Source organism: Pseudoalteromonas sp. UBA6610, from assembly GCF_002433295.1.
Lineage (GTDB): Bacteria > Pseudomonadota > Gammaproteobacteria > Enterobacterales > Alteromonadaceae > Pseudoalteromonas > Pseudoalteromonas atlantica.
The window spans coordinates 1-21,279 of record NZ_DJHW01000115.1 but is presented as its reverse complement, the minus strand read 5'-3'; the positions used below and the strand labels follow the sequence as shown (position 1 = coordinate 21,279).

Annotated in this window: 16 protein-coding genes and 1 pseudogene; 7 read left to right on the top strand and 10 right to left on the bottom strand. The window is 41.1% G+C overall.

Annotation, left to right across the window (positions count from 1 at the left end):
- Positions 1–4 precede the first annotated feature (4 nt).
- The 3 genes from B4F91_RS15285 to B4F91_RS15275 are packed head-to-tail and all read left to right on the top strand — an operon-like array spanning position 5 to position 2,934.
- Complete coding sequence (locus tag B4F91_RS15285; protein ID WP_286937434.1) at positions 5–970, top strand: ester cyclase; 966 nt, start codon at positions 5–7, stop codon at positions 968–970.
- 9 nt (positions 971–979) lie between these two features.
- Positions 980–2,083 carry an ester cyclase gene (locus B4F91_RS15280; RefSeq protein WP_064386752.1) on the top strand — a complete coding sequence of 368 codons (1,104 nt, stop codon included), beginning with the start codon at positions 980–982 and terminating at the stop codon, positions 2,081–2,083.
- Complete coding sequence (locus B4F91_RS15275) at positions 2,080–2,934, top strand: nuclear transport factor 2 family protein (RefSeq protein ID WP_286937436.1); 855 nt, start codon at positions 2,080–2,082, stop codon at positions 2,932–2,934. Before B4F91_RS15280 ends, B4F91_RS15275 begins: the two co-directional genes overlap by 4 nt.
- Positions 2,935–3,449: 515 nt before the next feature.
- On the opposite strand, the gene B4F91_RS15270 is transcribed toward B4F91_RS15275, so the two are convergent.
- From B4F91_RS15270 to B4F91_RS15250, 5 genes are all read right to left on the bottom strand, one after another.
- Entirely contained in the window at positions 3,450–5,852 is a 2,403-nt protein-coding gene (locus B4F91_RS15270; RefSeq protein WP_096041992.1) for a TonB-dependent receptor, read from the bottom strand.
- A gap of 350 nt (positions 5,853–6,202) precedes the next feature.
- The gene (locus B4F91_RS15265) at positions 6,203–8,557 is read right to left on the bottom strand and encodes a TonB-dependent receptor (protein WP_286937441.1); all 2,355 of its coding nucleotides are present in this window, start codon (positions 8,555–8,557) and stop codon (positions 6,203–6,205) included.
- Positions 8,558–9,051: 494 nt separating this feature from the next.
- Positions 9,052–9,564, bottom strand: coding sequence for a CC0125/CC1285 family lipoprotein (locus B4F91_RS15260; RefSeq protein WP_054982240.1), 513 nt, complete (start codon positions 9,562–9,564; stop codon positions 9,052–9,054).
- 25 nt (positions 9,565–9,589) lie between these two features.
- Positions 9,590–10,330 carry an anti-sigma factor family protein gene (locus B4F91_RS15255; protein ID WP_286937443.1) on the bottom strand — a complete coding sequence of 247 codons (741 nt, stop codon included), beginning with the start codon at positions 10,328–10,330 and terminating at the stop codon, positions 9,590–9,592.
- A complete protein-coding gene (locus B4F91_RS15250; RefSeq protein WP_054982238.1) occupies positions 10,327–10,818 on the bottom strand; it encodes an RNA polymerase sigma factor in 492 nt (163 codons plus the stop codon). Before B4F91_RS15250 ends, B4F91_RS15255 begins: the two co-directional genes overlap by 4 nt.
- Positions 10,819–10,957: 139 nt before the next feature.
- Here B4F91_RS15250 and B4F91_RS15245 point away from each other — a divergent pair, with 139 nt between their 5' ends.
- Complete coding sequence (locus B4F91_RS15245) at positions 10,958–12,304, top strand: S8 family serine peptidase (protein ID WP_286937445.1); 1,347 nt, start codon at positions 10,958–10,960, stop codon at positions 12,302–12,304.
- Here the strand turns inward: B4F91_RS15245 and B4F91_RS15240 are convergent.
- The 3 genes from B4F91_RS15240 to B4F91_RS15230 form a co-directional block, all read right to left on the bottom strand.
- The gene (locus B4F91_RS15240; RefSeq protein ID WP_286937446.1) at positions 12,288–13,241 is read right to left on the bottom strand and encodes a hypothetical protein; all 954 of its coding nucleotides are present in this window, start codon (positions 13,239–13,241) and stop codon (positions 12,288–12,290) included. The genes B4F91_RS15245 and B4F91_RS15240 overlap by 17 nt on opposite strands.
- Before the next feature lie 62 nt (positions 13,242–13,303).
- Complete coding sequence (locus tag B4F91_RS15235; RefSeq protein WP_286937447.1) at positions 13,304–14,185, bottom strand: hypothetical protein; 882 nt, start codon at positions 14,183–14,185, stop codon at positions 13,304–13,306.
- Between the two features lie 136 nt (positions 14,186–14,321).
- Positions 14,322–16,520 (bottom strand): exonuclease domain-containing protein, encoded by a 2,199-nt coding sequence (locus B4F91_RS15230; RefSeq protein WP_288635958.1) that lies wholly within the window; start codon positions 16,518–16,520, stop codon positions 14,322–14,324.
- Positions 16,521–16,648: 128 nt separating this feature from the next.
- Between B4F91_RS15230 and B4F91_RS15225 the strand changes: the two genes are divergently transcribed.
- Positions 16,649–17,143, top strand: a complete 495-nt coding sequence (locus tag B4F91_RS15225; protein ID WP_286937450.1) for a dual specificity protein phosphatase family protein — start codon at positions 16,649–16,651, stop codon at positions 17,141–17,143.
- A gap of 102 nt (positions 17,144–17,245) precedes the next feature.
- Here B4F91_RS15225 and B4F91_RS15220 read toward each other — a convergent pair whose 3' ends face one another.
- Together B4F91_RS15220 and B4F91_RS15215 are read right to left on the bottom strand one after the other, a co-directional pair.
- Positions 17,246–17,989 carry a competence protein CoiA gene (locus B4F91_RS15220; protein WP_076924434.1) on the bottom strand — a complete coding sequence of 248 codons (744 nt, stop codon included), beginning with the start codon at positions 17,987–17,989 and terminating at the stop codon, positions 17,246–17,248.
- A gap of 62 nt (positions 17,990–18,051) precedes the next feature.
- Positions 18,052–18,507 carry a hypothetical protein gene (locus B4F91_RS15215; protein ID WP_182696031.1) on the bottom strand — a complete coding sequence of 152 codons (456 nt, stop codon included), beginning with the start codon at positions 18,505–18,507 and terminating at the stop codon, positions 18,052–18,054.
- Positions 18,508–18,877: 370 nt separating this feature from the next.
- On the opposite strand from B4F91_RS15215, the gene B4F91_RS15210 reads away from it, so the two are divergent.
- Both B4F91_RS15210 and B4F91_RS15205 read left to right on the top strand, forming a co-directional pair.
- The gene (locus B4F91_RS15210) at positions 18,878–20,302 is read left to right on the top strand and encodes a sugar porter family MFS transporter (protein WP_286937453.1); all 1,425 of its coding nucleotides are present in this window, start codon (positions 18,878–18,880) and stop codon (positions 20,300–20,302) included.
- Positions 20,303–20,466: 164 nt separating this feature from the next.
- Positions 20,467–21,183, top strand: a pseudogene (locus B4F91_RS15205) (mechanosensitive ion channel family protein); the annotation flags it as partial.
- Positions 21,184–21,279 lie beyond the last annotated feature (96 nt).

The following is a 21,279-nucleotide window of genomic DNA, read 5'->3' as shown; positions in this document are numbered from 1 at the left end:
ATAAATGAATATTTTAGAACAACTTTTCGAAAACTTCAGCGCTGCAGAATTGCCAAATCAAGCATTGCTTGCAGACTCCGTTCAATGGCAGGTAAGCCACCCTTTTGAGCCTATTAGCACAAAGCAAAATGTGATTAATGACTACTTTGGCGTACTTAAACATTCTTTACCTGACATAGAGCGCAAACCGTTTATCTCTATCCAGGGCGAATACAAAGGTGAGCAATGGGTGTGTGCAACAGGGTATTTTACCGGCACATTTACACAGCCTTTATTGGGTATTCCTGCCAGCGGCAAAAGTGTGTTTATTCGCTACAGCGAAATGGCGCAAATAGAAAACAACCAAGTGGTTAATGTTTACACATTTTTAGATTTAATTGATGTAATGAACCAAGTAGGCGTAAACCCATTACGCCCAAGCTTAGGTTACCCAGGTTTAGTTATGCCCCCCACCACACTTGATGGCGTACCAACAGGTGATAAAAACGAAACGCTTAGCAAAACCAACGAGCAACTTGTAGTTGATATGCTCACAGAGCTTGGCCGCTATGACGGTAAAGACTTATACAGCATTAATTTAGAAAAATACTGGCACCCAGATTTTATTTGGTATGGCCCAGCAGGCATTGGTACAACCCGCGGAATTAGCGGCTTTAGAGAGCACCATCAAGGGCCGTTTTTAAAAGGCTTTCCAGATCGCGGTATTAATAAAACACTGTGTTTAGTAAGTCACGATAACTTTGTTGCTACCGGCGGCTGGCCTCACATGTATGGCACCCATACCGGTGAAGACTGGTTAGGTTTACCGCCTTCTGGCAATAAGCTGTTCCCACGTGTCATGGACTTTTGGCGCTGCGAAAACGGCATATTAAAAGAAAACTGGGTCGCTATTGATATCCCTCATTTATTAAATGGAATGGGCATTGATATTTTTGAGCAAATGCAACGCAAAATAGCCGCAGCTAATTAAGAGGTGAGCATGAACAAACACAATAATATGACCCAACCTTACTGGCTGCCGTTATCGAGCGTGTTAAACCCGCAAGGTAACAAACAACAGCCTTTAATCGGTTTTGATGACGAATTTGTAGATATTGTTGATTACATTTTGCGCATAACGCACCGTATTTGGGAGCAAAAAAACATTGGCTTATGCTATCGCTATTACGCCGATGTATGCCCTGTTTTTACCCTTGGCGCCTATGGCGAAAACATAGAAGATGTTATTCAAGGCACCCTTAAAACTATTGCCGCCTTCCCCGACAGAAGCCTAATTGGCGAAAACGTGGTGTTTTCAGAAGAAGCCAACGAGCACTATTACTCATCACATTTAATTAGCAGTGTAATGACCAACACGGGTAACTCTGAGTTTGGCCCAGCAACACATAAAACAGGCCGTGTTACAACCATTGCCGACTGCGTATGCTTTGAAAACAAAATAGTTAAAGAGTGGCTAGTGCGCGACAACGGCTTTTTAGTTAAGCAGCTTGGCTTAAACATTATTAATGTAGCCAAACACATGGCAAACATTCCGAGTAAAGAAAAACACACGCAGTGGCTAAACGATGAATTTAACCGTGTAATTGCCATAGATCACCGCGTAGCAAGTACGCCCATTGTAGAGGGTGAGCTTGCGGCATTTGCCCACACTTGGTTAGACACGCTATTTAATCAAAAACAGTTTGCTAAAGTACACGAATTTTACAGTTTAACGGCAACACAACAATGGCCTAGCGGCAGAATGGCCACCGGACTTGCACAAATTAATGGCGTATTTATACAATTTTTTGCAACCTGCCCCGACGCCAAATTAACGATTGATCATATAGCTATTACCCCATTTGACGAAACCACGACTGATGTAGCGATACGTTGGTCGCTAGCAGGCCACTTTAATCCGCAAAATAGCGAGCTAAGTGAGCTTAAACAGCAGCCTTACTTTATTTTAGGCGCATCGCATTTGCGTATTAAAAACAAAAAAATCATCGAAGAGATCACCGTTTTTGATGAAGTAGCACTTTATGCAAACTTATTTAAAGCACATGCATTAGTCAACAAATCACAGTGGGAGGAAAATGCATGATCAACGCTATTATCGATTTATACACTAAAGCCGACATTGAAAGTCTAAGCAGCAAGTTGCTTCGCAGTAGCCGTTGGCAGCAGCACCACTTTACCGCCATGGGTGCTTTGCAGGCGCAGCCTTTGTGGCTTAGCTTTTTAGCTCAATATGGTGTGTCTGAGTGTGTATCGCACACTCATAGTGTAGGCGCAGAACGTGAAACCCTACAGCTGGTTTTACAGCCTAAAAAGCTTAAAAATCCAGTGCGTTTAACGTTTGTAATAAAACACAACGGGACTTTTATTAAGTCAGTAAAATGTGTGGTTGATACGTTGTCGTTAGCCAATAACGAGTATGTAAATACAACGGTAAATAACAGCTCGGTTATTCCTAAACTACCAAAAAGTGACCCGATTATTGTTAGCGATTTAGATAACCAGCTGCACCCTACTACTTTTCATGCAACCCCCAGCGCTATTTGCGAGCTGCCCTCTCACACTGCTCGTACTTTAGATAACTGGTGGCAAATTTGGCAAACTAACAACCTGGCTCAGTTTGAAACCCTTTATACTCCAAGCGCTACGGCTGTACTTGCAGGTAACACACAGCCACAACCTATTAGCGCGCTGCTTGATTGCCACTTAGATTTTACGCAATCGCTAAGCAGACGCTATGCCCAGCTAGAAACCGTTGAGTATGACAGTACGCAAAACCAAGCCACGCTATGCTGGACTCTCGATGGCAGCTTTAATGCTAAAAACGTACGTGTACGTCAGCAAATAATTAGCGTTATTAGCATCAGCGATAATCAAATAACCCACGAAGTAATGCAATTCGACACGCTGGCACTTAACCAGCAGTTTGCATTATAAGGTCACCTTTTCCACTTCCCTTCAAGCGCTCACTGAGCGCTTTTTTTATAGATGGCCTTTGTAGCAACCTGTAATCATACTTAATCAATTTTTACCTTGTTAATGACTCGCTTTTATAACTCAAAATAGCTCACTTAATTAAGCGAGTGGGTATTACTTATTTAAAAAATAACGCTTTAAAATAGTTAAAGGCAATAAATAAAGTATCAGCCTCGCCTTACTAAAGCCCGAGTATACAACCAACAGCCAAGCACCCCACTTTGTAAGTTACGCACTTATGGCTTAAATACACGTATGCATTTAGCAAACTTAAATGAAGGGCTGGTTAGAGGGGTAAAGCTTACAATCTAAAGCCAATAAAAGCGCACTTAATAAATACCTGTAAAGGTGGGTTAAATACAATAGTAAGGTTAAATAGCAGCTAACTGGAGCTAATTAACAAGCTCAAAATAAAAAAAGCCAGCTAATAAATAGCTGGCTGAAAGTAATGACCGTAGTGGCCATTTTAGGAAATTTTAAAACTGATATTTTAAGCTTGCGCCCCACGTACGCGGATTGTTCCAGTTAGCTTGTACTGAGTTTGCAGGTAAGCCATCAACAATTTGTGAGTGCACTACACCACGAGTTAAAATCGCTTTATCACCAATGTTTTTAACGTACGCTTCTACTTGCACACTGTCGTTAATGTACCAAGTTAAACGTGCATCAGCCATTAAGTGCGCATCTACTTGCACCTCTGGAATGTTCGTATCAAACGCGTAGTAATCGTCTAAGTAATTTAGTTGAATGTACGGTACTAAGTACGAATCCCCCCCTAAGCTAAACTCATAACGAGCTGAAAAACCAACACTGTACTCAGGCGCCATAGCGGGGCTCCAGCCTTCAAAACTAAACTGACTAGAGCTGTCGTTTATATCTTGGCGACCTTCTAAGTTACCTAATGCTAATAATGGGCGAAGCTGCTCATTACCTACCGCATAACCATCAGCAAATTCGCTATCAAGCAGAGATAAAGTACCGGTTAGTGTTAGGTTATCAATTGGCACCCATTGAATATCAGCTTCTAGGCCCACAGTTTCTACATCGCCGCCGTTTTCGTAGTATTCAAAGGTGGTAGCAGTGCCTGCTGCAACACACTCTAAAACAGTATCGCCAGTGGTCGTATCGTTACATGAGGTTGCAAATAACTGTGCTTTTACATCTTCGTATTCGTTCATAAATACCGAAAGATTTAAACGCATTGCGCCATCAAGCAAATAGCTTTTCATACCCATTTCATAAGAGATAACATCTTCGTTATCGTAAAGTGGGTCAGCACCGCGGGCTACAACGCGCGAGTCGTTTGCGCCACCGGTTCTGTAGCCTGTCGCTACACTTGCATACACCATAATATCGTTATTAATGTCGTATTCGGCAGCCGCTTTATAAAGTAGCGCTGAGTCATCCCAATCAGGAATTGTATCGCCGGTAAATGTTTTGTCGTCTTGGTTTACACGCAACCCACCTACCACGCGCAAATCTTCTGTTACTTGGTAGCGTAATTGCCCATACGCCGCAATAGATTTTGCCGTATGCGGGTCGTAATCCGGGTTCCCCCATGAAGGCACTACAACAGAATCTGACACACCATCGCCTGTGGTATCTGCATGCGATAACCAGCTCCAATCTGCTTCTTGGTCAAAGTAGTAAAGGCCACCAATCCACGAAAAATCACCCTCATCGTTAGATGAAAACTGCAGCTCAGATGAGAGTGTTTTTTGGTCATCCTCACGGCCAAAACCACCTACAAAATCAATACCGCCGTCGCTGTAGTCGTTATCGTAATATTGCTTACCACTAAGCGTTGAGTAGTTCGTGGTCCATTTAATATCAGCAAAGTCGGTATACCATTCAAGTGCTAATGTGGTCGAAAAGCTTTCTTGCTTATCAAGTGAAAAACCATTGCGGTAAACATCGTACGGGCCAAGGTCTTCGTGCTGCGCATCACTTGGCTGATAAATATGCCCCTCGGTTATTGTAGGCGTAGTGTTAAATACACCCGACCCCGGCGAGGTTTCTTCAATTTGGTAGCCCGCTATTTGTTGGTAACCCCAAATAGCTTCTGAGTTTGAGTCTTTACGCGAGTAATCAAAGCGTACTGTGGCATTAAACTTTTCGTTTGGCTCCCACTTAGTAACGTTACGCATATAAAACTGGTTTTTCTCGCGCAAGTCATCTGAAGGGCCTGGAACAACTAAATTATTGATATAACCATCGTGACGATCAGAGGCCACTACAAAACGGGTTGCCACGGTGTCGCTTACTGGAATATTTATAATTCCTTCATAAGCGCTGCGGTTATAGCTGCCTGTTTCAACTTTTATACTCCCCAGTAAATCGTCAAAAACAGGTTGATTAGTAATAATATTAATACTGCCCGCAAACGTGTTTCGGCCATATAACGTACCTTGCGGCCCGCGTAATACCTCAATGCGTTGAACATCCACCAGCGCGCCTAAGCCCGATGAGGTAGTCGGCACATAAATACCATCTTGAAATATACCTACAATTTGCTCAGCAATACCGGTGCCTGCTACACCTACTTCGTTGGTGCGAGCGCCGCGCATAGCGGGTCTAACTTCACCACCCGAAGAGCCCATACGTAAGCCTGGTACCACTTGTTCAAGACCCGTAACATCAATAATACCAGCACGGGCAATGTCCCCTTCCCCTAATGCTGTTATTGATGATGATACTTCCTGTAGGTCTTGTGAGCGACGGTTTGCCGTTACCGCTATACGCTCTATCGCGGGCTCTGCGGTTTGTTCTTGCGCTTGTGCTTGTTCTGGCTCTTGCGCAGCGTGTGCGTTCATTGTGGTTGCTGCAATAGCGGTGGTTACAGCAAAGTGAACGAGAGTCCGTGTAAATTTAGCTTTCATTATAGTTATTCTCCCCAGTATAAAACGTATTTAGTTCTCCCCAAACCTACATTTTCAATTATTACAGTAAACAAGTTGTATCAATTGAAAATGCATGGATCTAAAATAGACTTCGAAGTCAAAAAGATCAACAACTTTTTGCTCGAATAATAACCTTATCGAAATTAACCTAAATAAAACAATATATTAAAATGAAAATAAAGTGATTTCGAAACACAAAAAAGCCAGTAATAATTTATTACTGGCTCTATGTAAGCGATTGTTTAATTTAAAATTTCAATGCTATATTTTAGCAAAATGCACAAACTTACACTTTTACTTAACCCTTAAAATACATTATTGAAAAATGCCTAAAAGTTATAGCCTACCCTTACACCATAAGTGCGAGGATTAGCATAATCGGCCGCAGCCACATTACCACCAAAGCGGACTGTCCTAAGTAGTATAAGCTCATCTCCTGCGTTTTGAACATACGCACGTACAGACCACTCATTATCTGCCGAATACCATGCAAGGCTAGCATCGTACTTTTGGTAACTTTCTTGAGTACCAAATGAAAAAGGCAAATCGTTGGTTGTATACGAATCCGATAATTGAATACTGGTAGCAGGCACAACGCGGCCTTTATCACCTAAATCAAACTCATAACTGGCCAATAGTGTAATATTGTATTTAGGGCTTAGCTGCACGTCATTACCATCTAGTTGCAGTAAGTTATCTACGCCATTAATGGTCTCTCCACCCTCTTCAAATACATTTGGCGTAACAAAGTCGCCATACGTTGAATCTGTAAACGCGGCGCGTGCCCCTAGGCGCAATGCATCACTTGCCTGCCAATCAATTTCTAACTCAAGACCTGCAGCATCAATTTCCCCGGCATTACCAAAAAACGACACCGCCGTACCACCCACGTTTTGAAAACGAGTAGAAAGTAGGTCCTCGTACTGGTTGTAATATAAAGAAGCGTTAAATCTTAATGAATTATCAAGCAGCATGCTTTTAAAACCAAGCTCGTAAGCCGTTACTGTTTGCTCATCGTAGCTATCTTCGCCATTAAAAGCGCCCTGTGCGTTACCCGCTAAAAAGCCCGTAGAAACGGTAGCATAAAGCAGTTGAGAACTTGCTAAATCGTGCTCAAGACCTAGCTTCCACGTTACTTTACTCCAATCATCGTCTGCGTTATCAACCTCAAGTACAGAAAAATCGAGTGTGCTTAAGTTATCTGGGTTTTGGCCGTAAATATCCCACTCACGGCTGTCATTTGTATACCTAATGCCGGCTATACCGCGTGTATCATCATTAAATGTGTAATTACCTTGAAAGTAGGCCGCAGCTGATCTTGTTTCTAACTGAATTTGATTTAACCACGACGCGTACTGAAATTCTTGGGGTTGCGTTGTATCTGGCACATTATCAACCACAGCGCCATAACTGCCATTTAAAAATGCGTTGTCTAAATCTTCTGAGAGCAAATAAATACCCGCTACCCATTCAAAGTCGCTTTCATACGTTGAGCTAACCTGCACTTCTAACGAGTTTGTTTTTGATTCAATCGCATTGCCATCAACCGTGGTTGCATAAGTCGAAAAATCACCATCAGTAAGGCGCGTTTCTTCGTAATCCATTGAGGCTGCAATCACTTTCAAATCTACCGACTCTAATGACCAGTTAAGCTCTGCACTAATGCTTACATCACTTACATCACGCGATGGTTTATAGTCAAACTGCTGAGTAAATGGGTCTGACGATACCGCCTGTGCTGTATCAAGCCCTGGTGTTGCAGCGTTATCTAAACCTGCACCAAAGCGGCCACAATTACTGCCACACACATCGTCACGACCAATTCGCTCAGTTAATGGTGCCGACAAACTTGTTTTACCCGTTGCAGGGTTTATAGGAACGCCTAAAATATGGTAGCCAAAAGCACCGCCGCCATTTGATTCATCCTGCCACGTTTCTATTTTTACATTTAAATTTATATCGTCGTTAATTTCAGTAAAAACTTGGCCACGTAAAAAATACATATCAGCATCTTTTAAGCCTGCATCTTCATTAAATGTATTTTCAACGTAGGGATCTCTTATTTCTCGAACGCCAGTAAATCGCACCGCAGTGTCATCAGTAAGCGCTGCATTAAAAAAGCCCTCACCACGTAAATGACCATAATTACCAAATGTAACGGCCATACCGCCTTCGGTAATATCTAGCTCTGGTTTTTTAGCTATAACATCAATCGCACCACCAAATGAGTTACGACCAAACAATGTACCTTGTGGCCCGCGTAATACTTCAACACGCTCTAAATCAACAAACCCAGCAAGCGCCTGCCCGTGACGAGGACGATAAACACCGTTAGAATAAAACGCGATGGCAACATCGTTAGCCTCTACTTGCTCTGTTCTAGCACCGCGCATAGCAGGGCGAGCATCACTGCCCGACACACCCGACTTTAACCCTGGCGCTAAGCTATCAAGGTTTAAGATATCAGTAACGCCATTTTCTAGTAAATCTTTAGCAGATACAGCGGTCACAGCCAACGGCACTGATTGAATACTTTTAACACGCTTGGTAGAGGTAACCGAAATAACCTCCAACTCTTTGTTAGGGTTTAACTTTGCCTCTTGCGAGTATACCGAGGCTGAGCCCAATATCGCCGTGTTTACTGCAGCAAAAATAAGTGTTTTACGTAAAATATGTGCGGCCATGAGATTAATTCTCCACCTGTTGATATAAGTTATTTTATTAAGCATTTAAGGGCTAAATAACCCGCAACCGAATTTTAAGTATTTATAATGATTAAAAGCGCGATTTAAATGCCTATTTTTTCGACTTATAAAAACTATCGCTTTTTGCATTCGAATGCAATAAAGATTATGTAAAAGTTTTACATGTTCATAACACTAAAAACGAAGCAGCGTATTTAAACAAAAATAAACCCTTTAAAATTATAAAGTTATTTTACAAGTTTATTCTTTAAAGCACTGGTTTGATCTGTTTAATTTAACAATAACAACCAAAGAAAGAAGTATGGTAGAGAAAATACAGATTAAAAGACTTCGAAGTCCAAGGAGGGGTAATCACATTTAAAGTAGGCACCTAACCGACTAATAATTAAGTGCCCACTGTCACTAAAAGTTAAAGCGTATGGCTGAAATATAATTACATGTAAAATAGCAACAGCTAATAACTATTCTCATAATTAGTTTTGTGTCTTTTTGCTTAAGTTTTCAATTAAGTCTTGTGCGCTATAGCTGTTGTCGCTGGGTTTAATGCCTTTGCCCATTTTAATGTCAATCAGGGTGTGTACTTCTTTGCGTTTATCATTGTTGCTCACTTGTACGCCTACGCTATTGCTCGGGCGTACGCGTGTTTCGCAGGTTAATAAACCGCAGTTTCGCTCATATTGTTGGCTGTGTGATGCACTAATAGATGACGCGGGCGCTTGCGATTTAGACTCAACAAAGGTTTCTTTATTTGTTACAACAAACCAGTCGTAGCCTTGCGCTTGGGTAAGCTCAGCCGCGCGTAACAATGCATAGTCACCTGCATCGGCTACGTTGTTTGACACGCTTTTAAACTCGACGCGGTATTGATCGTCGCTAATTTTTTGCTCGCTATAACCTTGTGAGCCATTATTAGCTGGGCGGTAGTCGGGTTTAGATGCGCAACCCGCCATAAGTAAAATACTGATAATTAAAATAGATGTTTTCATCATTCACCTCGTTTTATAAAAACTATTATTGGTTTAACTGCCACTTTGCACTAATTGCTTGCTGCTCTTGCGCTCTATCTAGTGGTGCGCCGTTGATCATGCTATCTATAACAGCATCTAACTCACTGTTACTAGACGCCGTTTGATATTGCGCGCCATTATCACTTTGCTGCGCGGCTGTTTGCGCTTTAATTTGCCAACCGCTTTGCGCTTTACAAGCAATGCTTGTTTGCGTGGTATTGTTTGAGCTTAGCGCATACTGCCTACAAAGCTCACCTTGCTGATTTTTAAAACTAAGCTGCGCGCTAAATACTGAGCCATCACTTTGCTTATACTCACCACTACTTAGCTGTGTATTAAGTGCTGCTGCTATGTTACTGGCTACTAAATTTTGCGACTCATTGGGTTGTAAATAACTAGTCATTGCAATACCAAATACCACGGCAACGCTTGCAGCTATTGCTAAGCTTTTATTAGCCGACTGCTTAACCCTTTGCCAAGGCGTTAACGTTACTACATTGCTATTTAACGTATTTTTTGCCGTTGCTGTATCAAGCTTTGCAACCGTTTTAGCTAATGAGTCACTAAGGGGTGCGTCATCAATACTTGTTGCGTGCTCTTTTACTCGCATGTCTACTTCGCTTAGCTCTGCAAGTCGCATTACTAGTTCATCATCGGTTTCAAGGGCTTTGCGCACTTGCTCCATTTCGTGCTCGCTTAGCTCTGAGTCTAAAAAGGCGCTAAGTGTTTCGTCGTTAATGTTCATACTTGCTCCTTTTTAAAGTCGGGTTTTATTAAATTATAAAGTGTACTGCGTGCTCGCGATAATTTACTCATTACACTGCCTATAGGTATATCGAGTGTATGTGCTACTTCTTTATAGGCCATGCCCTGCACTGCCACCAGCGATACAATGGCGCGTTGCTCTTCGGGTAATTGCCCAAGTGCTGTATTTACATTTTTAAGCATTTGTTTGTTTTCGAGTGTTTGGTGCTCATTACTTGTAATTGGCTCTGGTAAAACATCGGCCTGGGCCGTATTTTGCCTTACCTTGCGTGAGCGGTATTCGTCTATCCACACATTGCGGCAAATTTTAAACGCCCATTTAGCAGGCTCAACGTCATCCGGAATGCCTTTTACTAATAGTTTTTCAATTGTTATTTGCACTACATCGTCTGCATCTGCTTTACTACCCGTTAGCGAATAGGCAAAACGCCTAAGCATGGGCAATAAGGTTTTTAGAGTTTCGTTCATTGATTTTTACCCCTTTTATAAAGAAGACGATTCAAAAAAACATTTATTCCCAAATAATCAAAATAATTTGAATAATGAAATATTTCTATGTGTTAAACGTTAACTACAAGCATGATAAATTTAATAGAAGTAACCCACTATGAATATTAAAAACACACGCGTTAAACACATAATAGCCACTTCGCTTTGCATATTTAGCGCAACGAGCTCAGCCAATATAGTGAGAGTCGATCAAGTGCTTGGGCAGCTTAACCCAATAGAGCAGCGTATTGAGCAAACTATAGAGCGCGCACAACGCCTGCCGCTTCCGGTGCCTGTACCACAAGTTTCGATTGATGAACTAAAAGCGCAAATGAGTGAGCCAATTAGCAGCTTACCCAATGTGCTTAACATTAATATAAATAGCCAAAACACCGCATTTGTTGAAGTAGAGCTAGAAAACGGCTTTAGAGCAATAGAGCGCCAATGGTTATTAATGGCAAATAGCCAACAACTTAATACCCTAAAACAGCAAAATGTAACCATTGTATCGGTAAAAAATTACAACGCACTTAACATGAGCTTAGTGCGCTTTAACGTGCCCCAAGGTGTTAATTCTAAAAGTGAGTTATTAAAAGCACTTAACTTAGATGAGTCTGCAATACTTGACCGAAACCACATATACCAGGCGCAAATTGGCGAGCCTACCGAAAAAGTAACACCAAATAACTCTATTGCCCCCTACTGCACACAAAGCGTAAAAATTGGCATGATCGACAGCGCCATTAATACCAAACACAGTGCTTTTGAAGGTGCAAATATCACTACGCAAAGCTTTTTACCACAAGGGTTAAGCTCGCCAAATTTACACGGCACCGCCATTGCAGGGCTAATTACAGGTAAAGGCGTAAAACTTAGCCCGCTTTTAGGCAGTGCCAAGCTTTACAGTGCAGAGGTGTTTTATAGGCAATCTGAATATGCACAAGGGGCTACATTATTTGCCATAGTAGAAGCACTTAACTGGCTAGTTAGTAATAAAATACCCGTAATTAATATGAGCCTAACAGGGCCAAATAACGCAGTTTTAGAAGCAAGTATTACTGCCGCAATAAAACAAAACGTGTTAATTGTAGCTGCTGCAGGTAACCAAGGGCCGGCGTCGCAGCCGTTATTCCCAGGTGCGTATAAAGGCGTGATAGCGGTAAGTGCTATTGATGCAAATAACCAAATTTATAGATGGTCAAATAAAGGCGATTACATAGACTTTGCAGCCCTTGGTGTAAATGTTGTTACAAGCCAAGGCAATGGAAAATTTGGGAGGGAGTCGGGTACGTCAATGGCGGCGCCGCAGGTAAGCGCGGCATTAAGTTGTTTATTGTTAAAGCATGGTAATAATAAAACCAAAGCACTTAACGAGCTTACATCGCTTGCCATCGACTTAGGCGAGCAAGGCAAAGACACCACCTTTGGTTATGGCGCCATTTACCCACCTAAAAGTGCACTTTAACTGACGCCGATAAAACCGATTGCGTATAGGTATTGCTACTAAGCATTGATTGATAATCGCCATATTCAGCCTCGGCTATAAATGTTACGTGCTCAAACACAGCTAGATTATAAAACGCATTAACGACATTTCGGTGCTCATCTCGCGACGGTATTTGCTCAAAAAAATCATCCGTTGTTTGCTCATCGTAATCTTTATTTTGATAACGCCAGCCTGCGCCCACTTTATTCGCTAAATTAAAGGACGTAAATTTGTGCGTAACTTTAGTAGTAAAACCGTAGCCGTTAAAGTCGTATTGGTTGTCGTCGGCATTTTCTTTATCAGCACTTAGCGCTGCCATTAGCATGGTTTGGCCGTTATTTATAAAATGATAAAGCGCTACATCGCCACCTACGCCGTCGGCATTACGTGCTTTTGCAGTAGCAAAACGTTTAGCTTTGGTTTTTACACTCATACGCAAATACGTATGCGGGTTTAAAAAATGGCCATAGTAGGCGCTGGCTTGATTAAAATGTAAAAATGTATCGCCATCTACATTTGCTTTTGCACCATCGTAACGAACCCCTACCTCATGGCTATTAAAGCTGTAGCTGCCATCTAAACCATATTGATGCAGGTCTAAATCGTATTGATCAAACTCATCGTAGTCTTGTTGTTCAAACTTATAGCTTGAGGTTAATTTAGCGCTTTTGGTTACTTGCCATTTTGCATTAACACCGGCTGCGGTTTTTATGCCGCTGTCGCTTTGCGACGAAATATCGTCGAGCTCTTGAACAGAGAGCGCCGAGTTACTTAATATCCCAACTTCAGCATCTGCATTTAGCTCAAAGCTACTTTTAAAGGGCTTATTTTGCTCAGCTGTTTTAACGTGGTTGGTTTGTGCAAGCACCGCTTGGGCACTAAAAACACACAATGTGGCGGTTATAACTGCTTTCATATTTATTCTCCAACAGGCCGAATAGGTTTCCCCATTCGGCATTTGTGCAAGCACTTGGCGTATTAAAGGCCTAGGTCTAAATCGTTAGTAATGTTGGTTACTACTTCACTTGCGGTGCTAAGTGCTACATCGTTACTAATTTGATCAGTAACCGCTGCACTCACCTGCCCGCTAACACTTTGCTGTACCGTGCTTTGTAAACTACTAACCGTACTGTCTTGCACACTGGCAATTAAAGATTGCTGAACACTGCTTACTACTTCATTACTGGTATTAATTGCATCACCCATTTGCAGTGCAGAGCTCACTGAGTTTGCAGCCGTATTAGTAATTGCTAATTGGTTTGTAAGCTCACCGACATTAAGCGCATTTGTTGCATCAGCTTGTGTAACCAAATCGGTAGCGCTGCCCACATTTGAAAGTAAAGAGGCATCGGCTGGTGTATCTGTGGTGTCTGGCTGAGCGCCTTGTTCAGAGGTAACAGAAAGTAATGACGACTGGCTCACAGCGGTTGTTAAATTACCCGCCGATGAGGTTAACTGCGTTGTTGCATCAAGCGCTGTATTGACTGTGGTATTGCTTGAGTTATTTAAAGACGAGGCCGATGCATTTAATGCATTATTTAAAGATGATCTGGCAGATGCAACTAATGTATTTGCAGGCTCTGCGGCCTCACTGCTTTCTTGCGCTGGAGTTTGTGTATTATTTGCCGTTGAATCTGTGTTTTGCGAGTCATCAGCCGTTACTTGTGTATCGTTAGATACGTTTGACTCGTTGCTACCACGGGCTGTTAAACCATTTTGTGAAAGCGTAATAGATGTAGATGTTTGTTGCTGCGCCGACGTTGACTGAGATAGTTTAATATCAGCGGCATGCACTGCACCTGTAAAAGTACACACACCGCTTAACATCATTACGCTTACAATTTTATTTAATTTAGTCATTGTTTTGTCCTCTAGTTTGTCGGATTGACATAAAGAAGACGATTTACAAAAACACTTTATTCCAAAAATAAATAAAAAATTATAATAACGTTACTTAATTACTTAAGTTTCATACCCTTAAATATAAATTACTCGTTTACTGCGTTAGCGTTTCACTGTTTTGGATCAGCAATAACAGCTCGGCAGTGGCGGTAGCATCGGCCAATGCGCGGTGATGGCTGGTTAAGTTTAAATTAAAATGCGCGCTAAGGTTACCAAGCGAATACGACTTTAGCCCTTTAAACGCTCTGCGCGATTCAACCACGGTGCACATTTTTGGCATTTTAAAAAAGTGCCCTGCAACCTCGCATTCTTTTTTTATAAAACCGTAATCAAAGTTTACGTTATGGGCTACAAAAATACTGCCTGCAAGTTTATCTAGTAGTGGCTGTGCTATATCGGCAAATACAGGCGCGTTGTAAACCATACCATCGCTTATGCCGGTCAATTTAGTAATAAAGCTTGGGATATGGCGCTGCGGATTAATAAGAGTCGTCCAGGTATCAATCACTTTACCGTGCTGCACTTTAACTACGCCTATTTCGGTAATACGGTTACCGCCTTTTAAGCCACCCGTGGTTTCTATATCAACCACGCTGTAAATACGGTTAGGGTCTACAAACCACTTAACTGCAGCAATATGTACTGTAAAACCTACATTTTTTAAATTATCAATGGTGGTTAATTGGTTGCGCCTAAGTTTATCGCCTGGGGCTTTTACCTCTTCAAAATGTACTTGGCCATTATTAATAACCATTAAGTCGGGGTAACCATCTTTTAACTGTAAATAGTGTTTGCTCATAGCCGTTAAGTGCGCAATTAACGCTTCAAGCGGGCTGTTTAAAATAAGTGCCTCTAGTGGCTCTAATAAATTGCTGCGCCATCTAAATAAACCATTGGGCTGCTCAAAATACTGCGCGGCATGCTTACATACCAAATTAAGCAGCGCATGATTAGTGCTACAGCTTTTTAAACGTGCGTCAATTTGCGTGCTTTGTGCTTCATAAAAATTACCAAGCTGTAAAACTTGCGGATAAATATCAAATTCATTACACGGCGGGTAAGGCGACTCTATAAATAACTCGTGCCAAAATACTAAGCCAAACAAGCTTTGCCATAAGGTGTTTTCGGTATTAAAAACCGTTAACCCTTTTGCACTGTAATGCTCATTTACGCCTTGCTCTACATCGCCTCGGTAAATTTCGTCAATTTCAAGCACACATTGGGTATCGGCTAGCATAGTGCTTAAGCGCGAACGCGTTTGTTTATTATACTTACGCATTAAAAAGTCATCAGCAAAGTACAGTAAATCGTCGGTGAGCGGGTTTTCTATAATTTGCTCTAGCTGCGCTTTTACCCACGCTTTATTACCTAGGCGGTATTGCTCTCTTATTTGAATTTCTTGTGCTTCGGCGTAATCGGTGCAGCCTTCAAGTAGGCTAAAGGCAAGTTCGCTATCGGTATTTTTAAGTTGTTTGTACAGCCTAACCAGCAGTTTGTTTTTAATGTCGTGCGCTTGTGCGCCATGCGCCGGTTGCGCTAATACTAAATGCGCAAGCTCGGTGTAAGGGGCTTTGTCATCCAAGGTTTCATCTTTTGTATTACCGGCTGTTTTGCCAATGTTTTTAAATGCTAAACGGTAACGATTTAAAACGTAATTAGATTGCGCCTCAGCGAGTGTATTAAAGCGCGACAAGCTCTCGCTGTGCCCTTCGCGGGTAGCGGTTAACCCTAAATCGCGCATAACAAAGCGGTTTTGATGGTTTACATCGCCACTACTTAAGCGCCCTGCAAATAAAAACTCAAAATACTCGTAATAATCTTCACGGTTATTTATCACATATTGGCTATATAAAGGGGCTAAATCATCTGTGCGCTCACTAAAAAATTGGCTCGCAATAGTGACCAACTCCCCTTTAGCTGCGCTTTTCTTAAAGCTTACTTGCTCACTGTAATTACTGAGTAACTCCACCAGCATGGGCTTAGTTAAATGCGCTATAAGCTGCTTGTAATGCTGTGCGTTTGGCTCATATAAAATACCCGCTGTTTTTAGCGTATAAATAGCCTGATGCGGCGAAGTTATTTCTTCATAATTAAGCGATTGCGCCTGCACTAAATAAGGTTTGCGCGAATACACACGCGCCAACATGCATTGGCTTTGCTCATCTAGTTGGTTAATTTTACTAATAAATTCACTATGTTTAGGCTCAAGTAAATGCATACATTTACTTGTTACAAACTCAATAAGCTCTCTAAAATGCGCTAAATAGTATTTTGCTGGTAATTCTTTTTTCATAACATCGCCAAAACTGTATATAAAAACAGTATCTAGTATTTGTGCTTATTATTCAATCTTAAACTTGTAACTAAAACACGCTATAGTGAGCGTATAAAAGTAAATTTATTAAAAATAAAGGACTTACCATGAGCGCGCACCCATACGATGTTTTATCACTCAATAACGGCGCAAATATTATTTTTACGCCTTGCCCCAGTACAAAAACGCAAAACCTAGCGGATTCAATCGCTACATTAAAAGCCGCTGGCACTCACATGCTGTTATCGCTTATGCCGCAAAAGGAGCTTGAAAAAAACAACGTACAAACAATTAATAGTGAGTGCAATAAGCACGATATAACCTGGTTTCATTTACCTATAAATGACGACGAAGCACCAAAACAGCCTTTTACATCAAGCTGGAACACCCACAAAACCGACATATTACAGGCCATACAACACAAACAAACCATTGCCATACATTGTAAAGGCGGCACTGGCCGCACAGGGTTGGTCGCTGCGCTTATTTTAAATTCGGCAGGTTACACAAAAGAAGAAGTATACAGCCTAGTACAAGGCATTCGCCCTAAAGCACTCACTATAGAATTGCAAAAAGAGTACTTTGAGAATTTTGAGGTGTAAGACAGAAATTGGGGAGGATTTAGCACTATAAATAGTGCCAATAATTCTATTTATAGCCTGTAATGAATTAGCACTGATAAGATTGATCACTTGTTATGCAACTCATTTAAACTTTGCCAAGAAATCATTTTTAATACATGCCTTAATACAGAAACTACTATAATTGTTAAAACGCATTAATTGCCAGATGACACCTTGTCCAAAGTCCAAATAAACTGGTTTTGTTGCTTTAAACCAAACATATCTAGGCCTTTTCCACTCAAAGAGGAAGTGTCCTACATGCGTGGATTTAATTATTCCATCTATTTTATCTGAGCTATGTATTTCTACTAACTCATTCGGACCTCGATACTCAGAAATAAAAGAATAAACGAAATGAGTTTTATGATTACTTGAATGAATAGATATATCTTCCATTGATTCATGCAGAGGATCAGGAAGCATCGCACTTAATTTTATGTTTTTCGCTAGATTACGACCATTTATTACCCAAATCATATCTCCGTAGAAATCCTCTCTTGATTTCAACTCAGCTTCAGACATTGGGGAGTTTTGAAATTCAATTACAATATTCTGCTCATTAACAACATCTGCAATATGCTTTTCACCACTTTTATCAAAGTATACTATTTCTTGATTATGATCTTCCCAATGATTTTTCCAATCTCGATGCCATTGGGATTCATTATCCCACCAAGGATCACAACTACATTTTACCTTGTGCGCCCAATGCCATCTAATTTTTGAACCACACTTTGCTACGGTTGGGCTACCACAATATATACAAACTCCTTTCATCTTAGGCAGAGGAGCTTGCTTAAATCCGTCAACTAATGAAAATTTCATAAGTACATAACACTCGGTTGTATAATGCCTCAATCAGCCGCTGCTGGATTGGCTTGTTATATTTATTTAACCAATTCAGGAGCGGGTAAAGTTTTTGTAATACTTTTATTTAGCGAATGATTGTCAAATGCTATAGAAACCATTGAAAGTTTCGCCACCAATTTTTCCCCCTTAAATAGAGCTAAATCCGTTCCTAATTCTGCACCATCAAGATCGGAGAGTGGAAAAGTTTTGTCAATTTTTTTCCAGCCAGATAATCCTTTAAGTAGGATTACTTCACTGTCTATTTTGATTTCGTATTGCCGAAAGCTGAGTACCATCCACCAAGCAAAAATAGATGTTGTAACCAAAGCGAGAATTAACGCCAAAAGTTGTTCATTTGGCGATAACGAAGTATTGCTCTCGCTAAGAAATAAAATAGCGCCAGCATATATTGCAAAGAATCCGATACAGTTAAATGATAGTAAAAAAATTGATTTAAAAATGATTTGAAAAACTGAGCTACGAATTACAGACATGGTATCTCTATAAATATGACAATTTAATCGACGACATTTGTCGTTTTGTAAACCGACAATGTTCCTATATTCAATGCATTTACCTTAACCACCAAATAATCACTTGTAAACAATTACCTAACTTCAGAACAGGCTACGCAATTGCAAAAACACACCCAAATGGGTGAGAACAGTAATATTGGTCCAACAAATACTCCCCATACAAAACATATTATTTTTTTGAAAATCAATCGGTGTTATTCAAAAAAGGCGGTTACTTAATTTTAAAGCCTTTAAAAATGGCTCAATTTACACCCGCACAAGCGTATTCAGCCATAGCGCTTTACGATATCATGCTCTTTTAAATTTAAATTAACTTTCAGGGCATATAATGACAACGCACACACCGCCTTCCCACTCAGCCAACACAGCTGAAAACACCTCTCTTGTTTACGTAATTTTTATCTCTGCCGTGGCTGCTATTGGTGGCTTTTTATTTGGTTTTGACTCGGGCGTTATTAACGGCACGGTGTCTGCACTCGGTAATGCGTTTAATTCAAGCAGTGTGGCTACGGGGTTTAACGTAGCCTCGGTATTATTAGGCTGCGCCGTGGGGGCACTTGCTGCGGGCCCGCTGGCTGATAAGTTTGGTCGCCGTGCAATTATGATCATCACCGCGATTATTTTTGCCATTAGTGCGTTTGGCTCAGGCATTAGCGAAAGCTCGGCCGAGTTTATTTTTTACCGCTTATTTGGTGGCTTAGGTATTGGTGCTGCATCGGTATTGGCGCCGGCTTATATTGCGGAGGTTGCGCCAGCAGCCCTTCGTGGTCGTTTAGCTACACTTCAACAACTCGCTATTGTATTGGGTTTATTTGCTGCGTTTTTAAGTAACTATTTAATTGCTGATGCAGCAGGCAGCGCGCAAAATATTTTAATGCTTGATACAGCCGCTTGGCGCTGGATGTTTTGGGCTGAGCTGGTGCCTGCAATACTGTTTTTAGTGGGTGTGTTGTTTATTCCTGAGTCGCCTCGTTATTTAGTGGCACAAGGTAAAGTAGACGATGCAAAAACAGTATTTAGTAAAATTTCGAACGACAACGTTGCTGCGCAAATAAGCGATGTAAAAAGCTCCTTACGTAGCGATAAAAAGCCAAGTATTCGCGACTTATTTATTGATGGCAGTAAAAAAGTACACCCGATTGTATGGGCAGGTGTTGCGCTGAGTGTGTTTCAGCAATTTGTAGGTATTAACGTGGTGTTTTATTACGGCTCTGAGCTTTGGCAAGCCGCAGGGTTTGACGAGTCGCAATCGTTATTTATAAATGTATTAGCGGGGACGACTAATATTGTATCGACCTTTATTGCTATTGCCCTTGTTGACAAAATTGGCCGTAAGCCACTGCTATTAGTAGGCAGTATTGGTATGTTTATCAGCTTAAGCGCGCTTACTTATATATTTGGCAGCGCAGGCCTTGATGAAGCAGGCAAACTTGCCCTTAGCGATAACATGGGTACGTTTGCGCTTATTATGGCTAACTTATTTGTGGTATTTTTTGGTTTAAGTTGGGGCCCCGTTGTGTGGGTGTTATTAGGCGAAATGTTTAATAACCGTATTCGCGGTGCAGCGCTTGCTGTTGCTGCAAGCGCGCAGTGGATTGCTAACTTTGCCATTACCATGACCTTCCCTATTATGCTGGCTAACATTGGCCTTGCAGGTGCGTACGGCTTTTATGCTTTATCTGCACTTATTAGCATATTTTTTGTGGCCAAATACATTACAGAAACCCGTGGTAAAACACTTGAGTCTATGTAACCTAAAGCTAAATTAAGCCATACTAAAAATATAACTGGCACGCTCTGGCTGCCAGTTATATTACCTTTTAATAACCTGAGTTACTTTATAAATACAGCCCCTCTACTCATATAGGTACATAACTTGCTGTTTACTCTTTTAAGTTTATAAAAGAGAGGTAAGTAATGTCTGCTACTACTTTTTACAACCTAACAGAGCAACCTTGGGTTGTTATTGCTATTTGTTTAGTTTCTATAACTATAGCTTTGTTTTGTATCCGCTTTTTTATAATGTACTGGCTTAAAAAGTGGACCTCTCACACTAAATTTATATTCGATAGCTTACTTATCGCCTCTATCTCTAAACCGCTCACCCTTTGCACAATTATTGTGCTACTCACCATTATAGAGCAAGGGTTGTTAATACAAGGCGAGCCGGTTGCGAGCTATATTTCGTTTTCGACCATTAATATTATTTTGGGCTTAGTGGCTATTATTTTATTTTTTGACCGCTTTTTTGTGGGCACCATTAATTACTACAGCAAAGAGTCGGCGGTAATTTTTAATTCGCAAAGTATTATTAAAGGCATTATTAGGGTTAGCGTTTTATCGGTCGGGGCTTTAGTGCTGTTAGGCACCTTGGGTATTTCTATTACGCCTATAATTGCCTCGTTAGGTATTACATCATTAGCGGTGGCGCTTGCTCTGCAACCCACCCTTGAAAACTTTTTTTCGGGCGTACAACTTGTTATAGATAAACCCATACGAGTGGGGGATTTTATTGAGCTTGAGTCAAAGGAGCAAGGCTTTGTAGAGAAAATTGGTTGGCGCTCTACGTGGGTTAAAATGCTGCCAAATAATATGATTATTATCCCTAATAGTCAGCTTTCTAAATCGCGTATTAGTAGGGCGTGTTGATCTTTGATGTTTGAATTTGCAGCAGCGTGTTTGGTTTTTAGGCAAGGCAGAGCCTATGTAGTGTGGTTATTCCCCATAAAT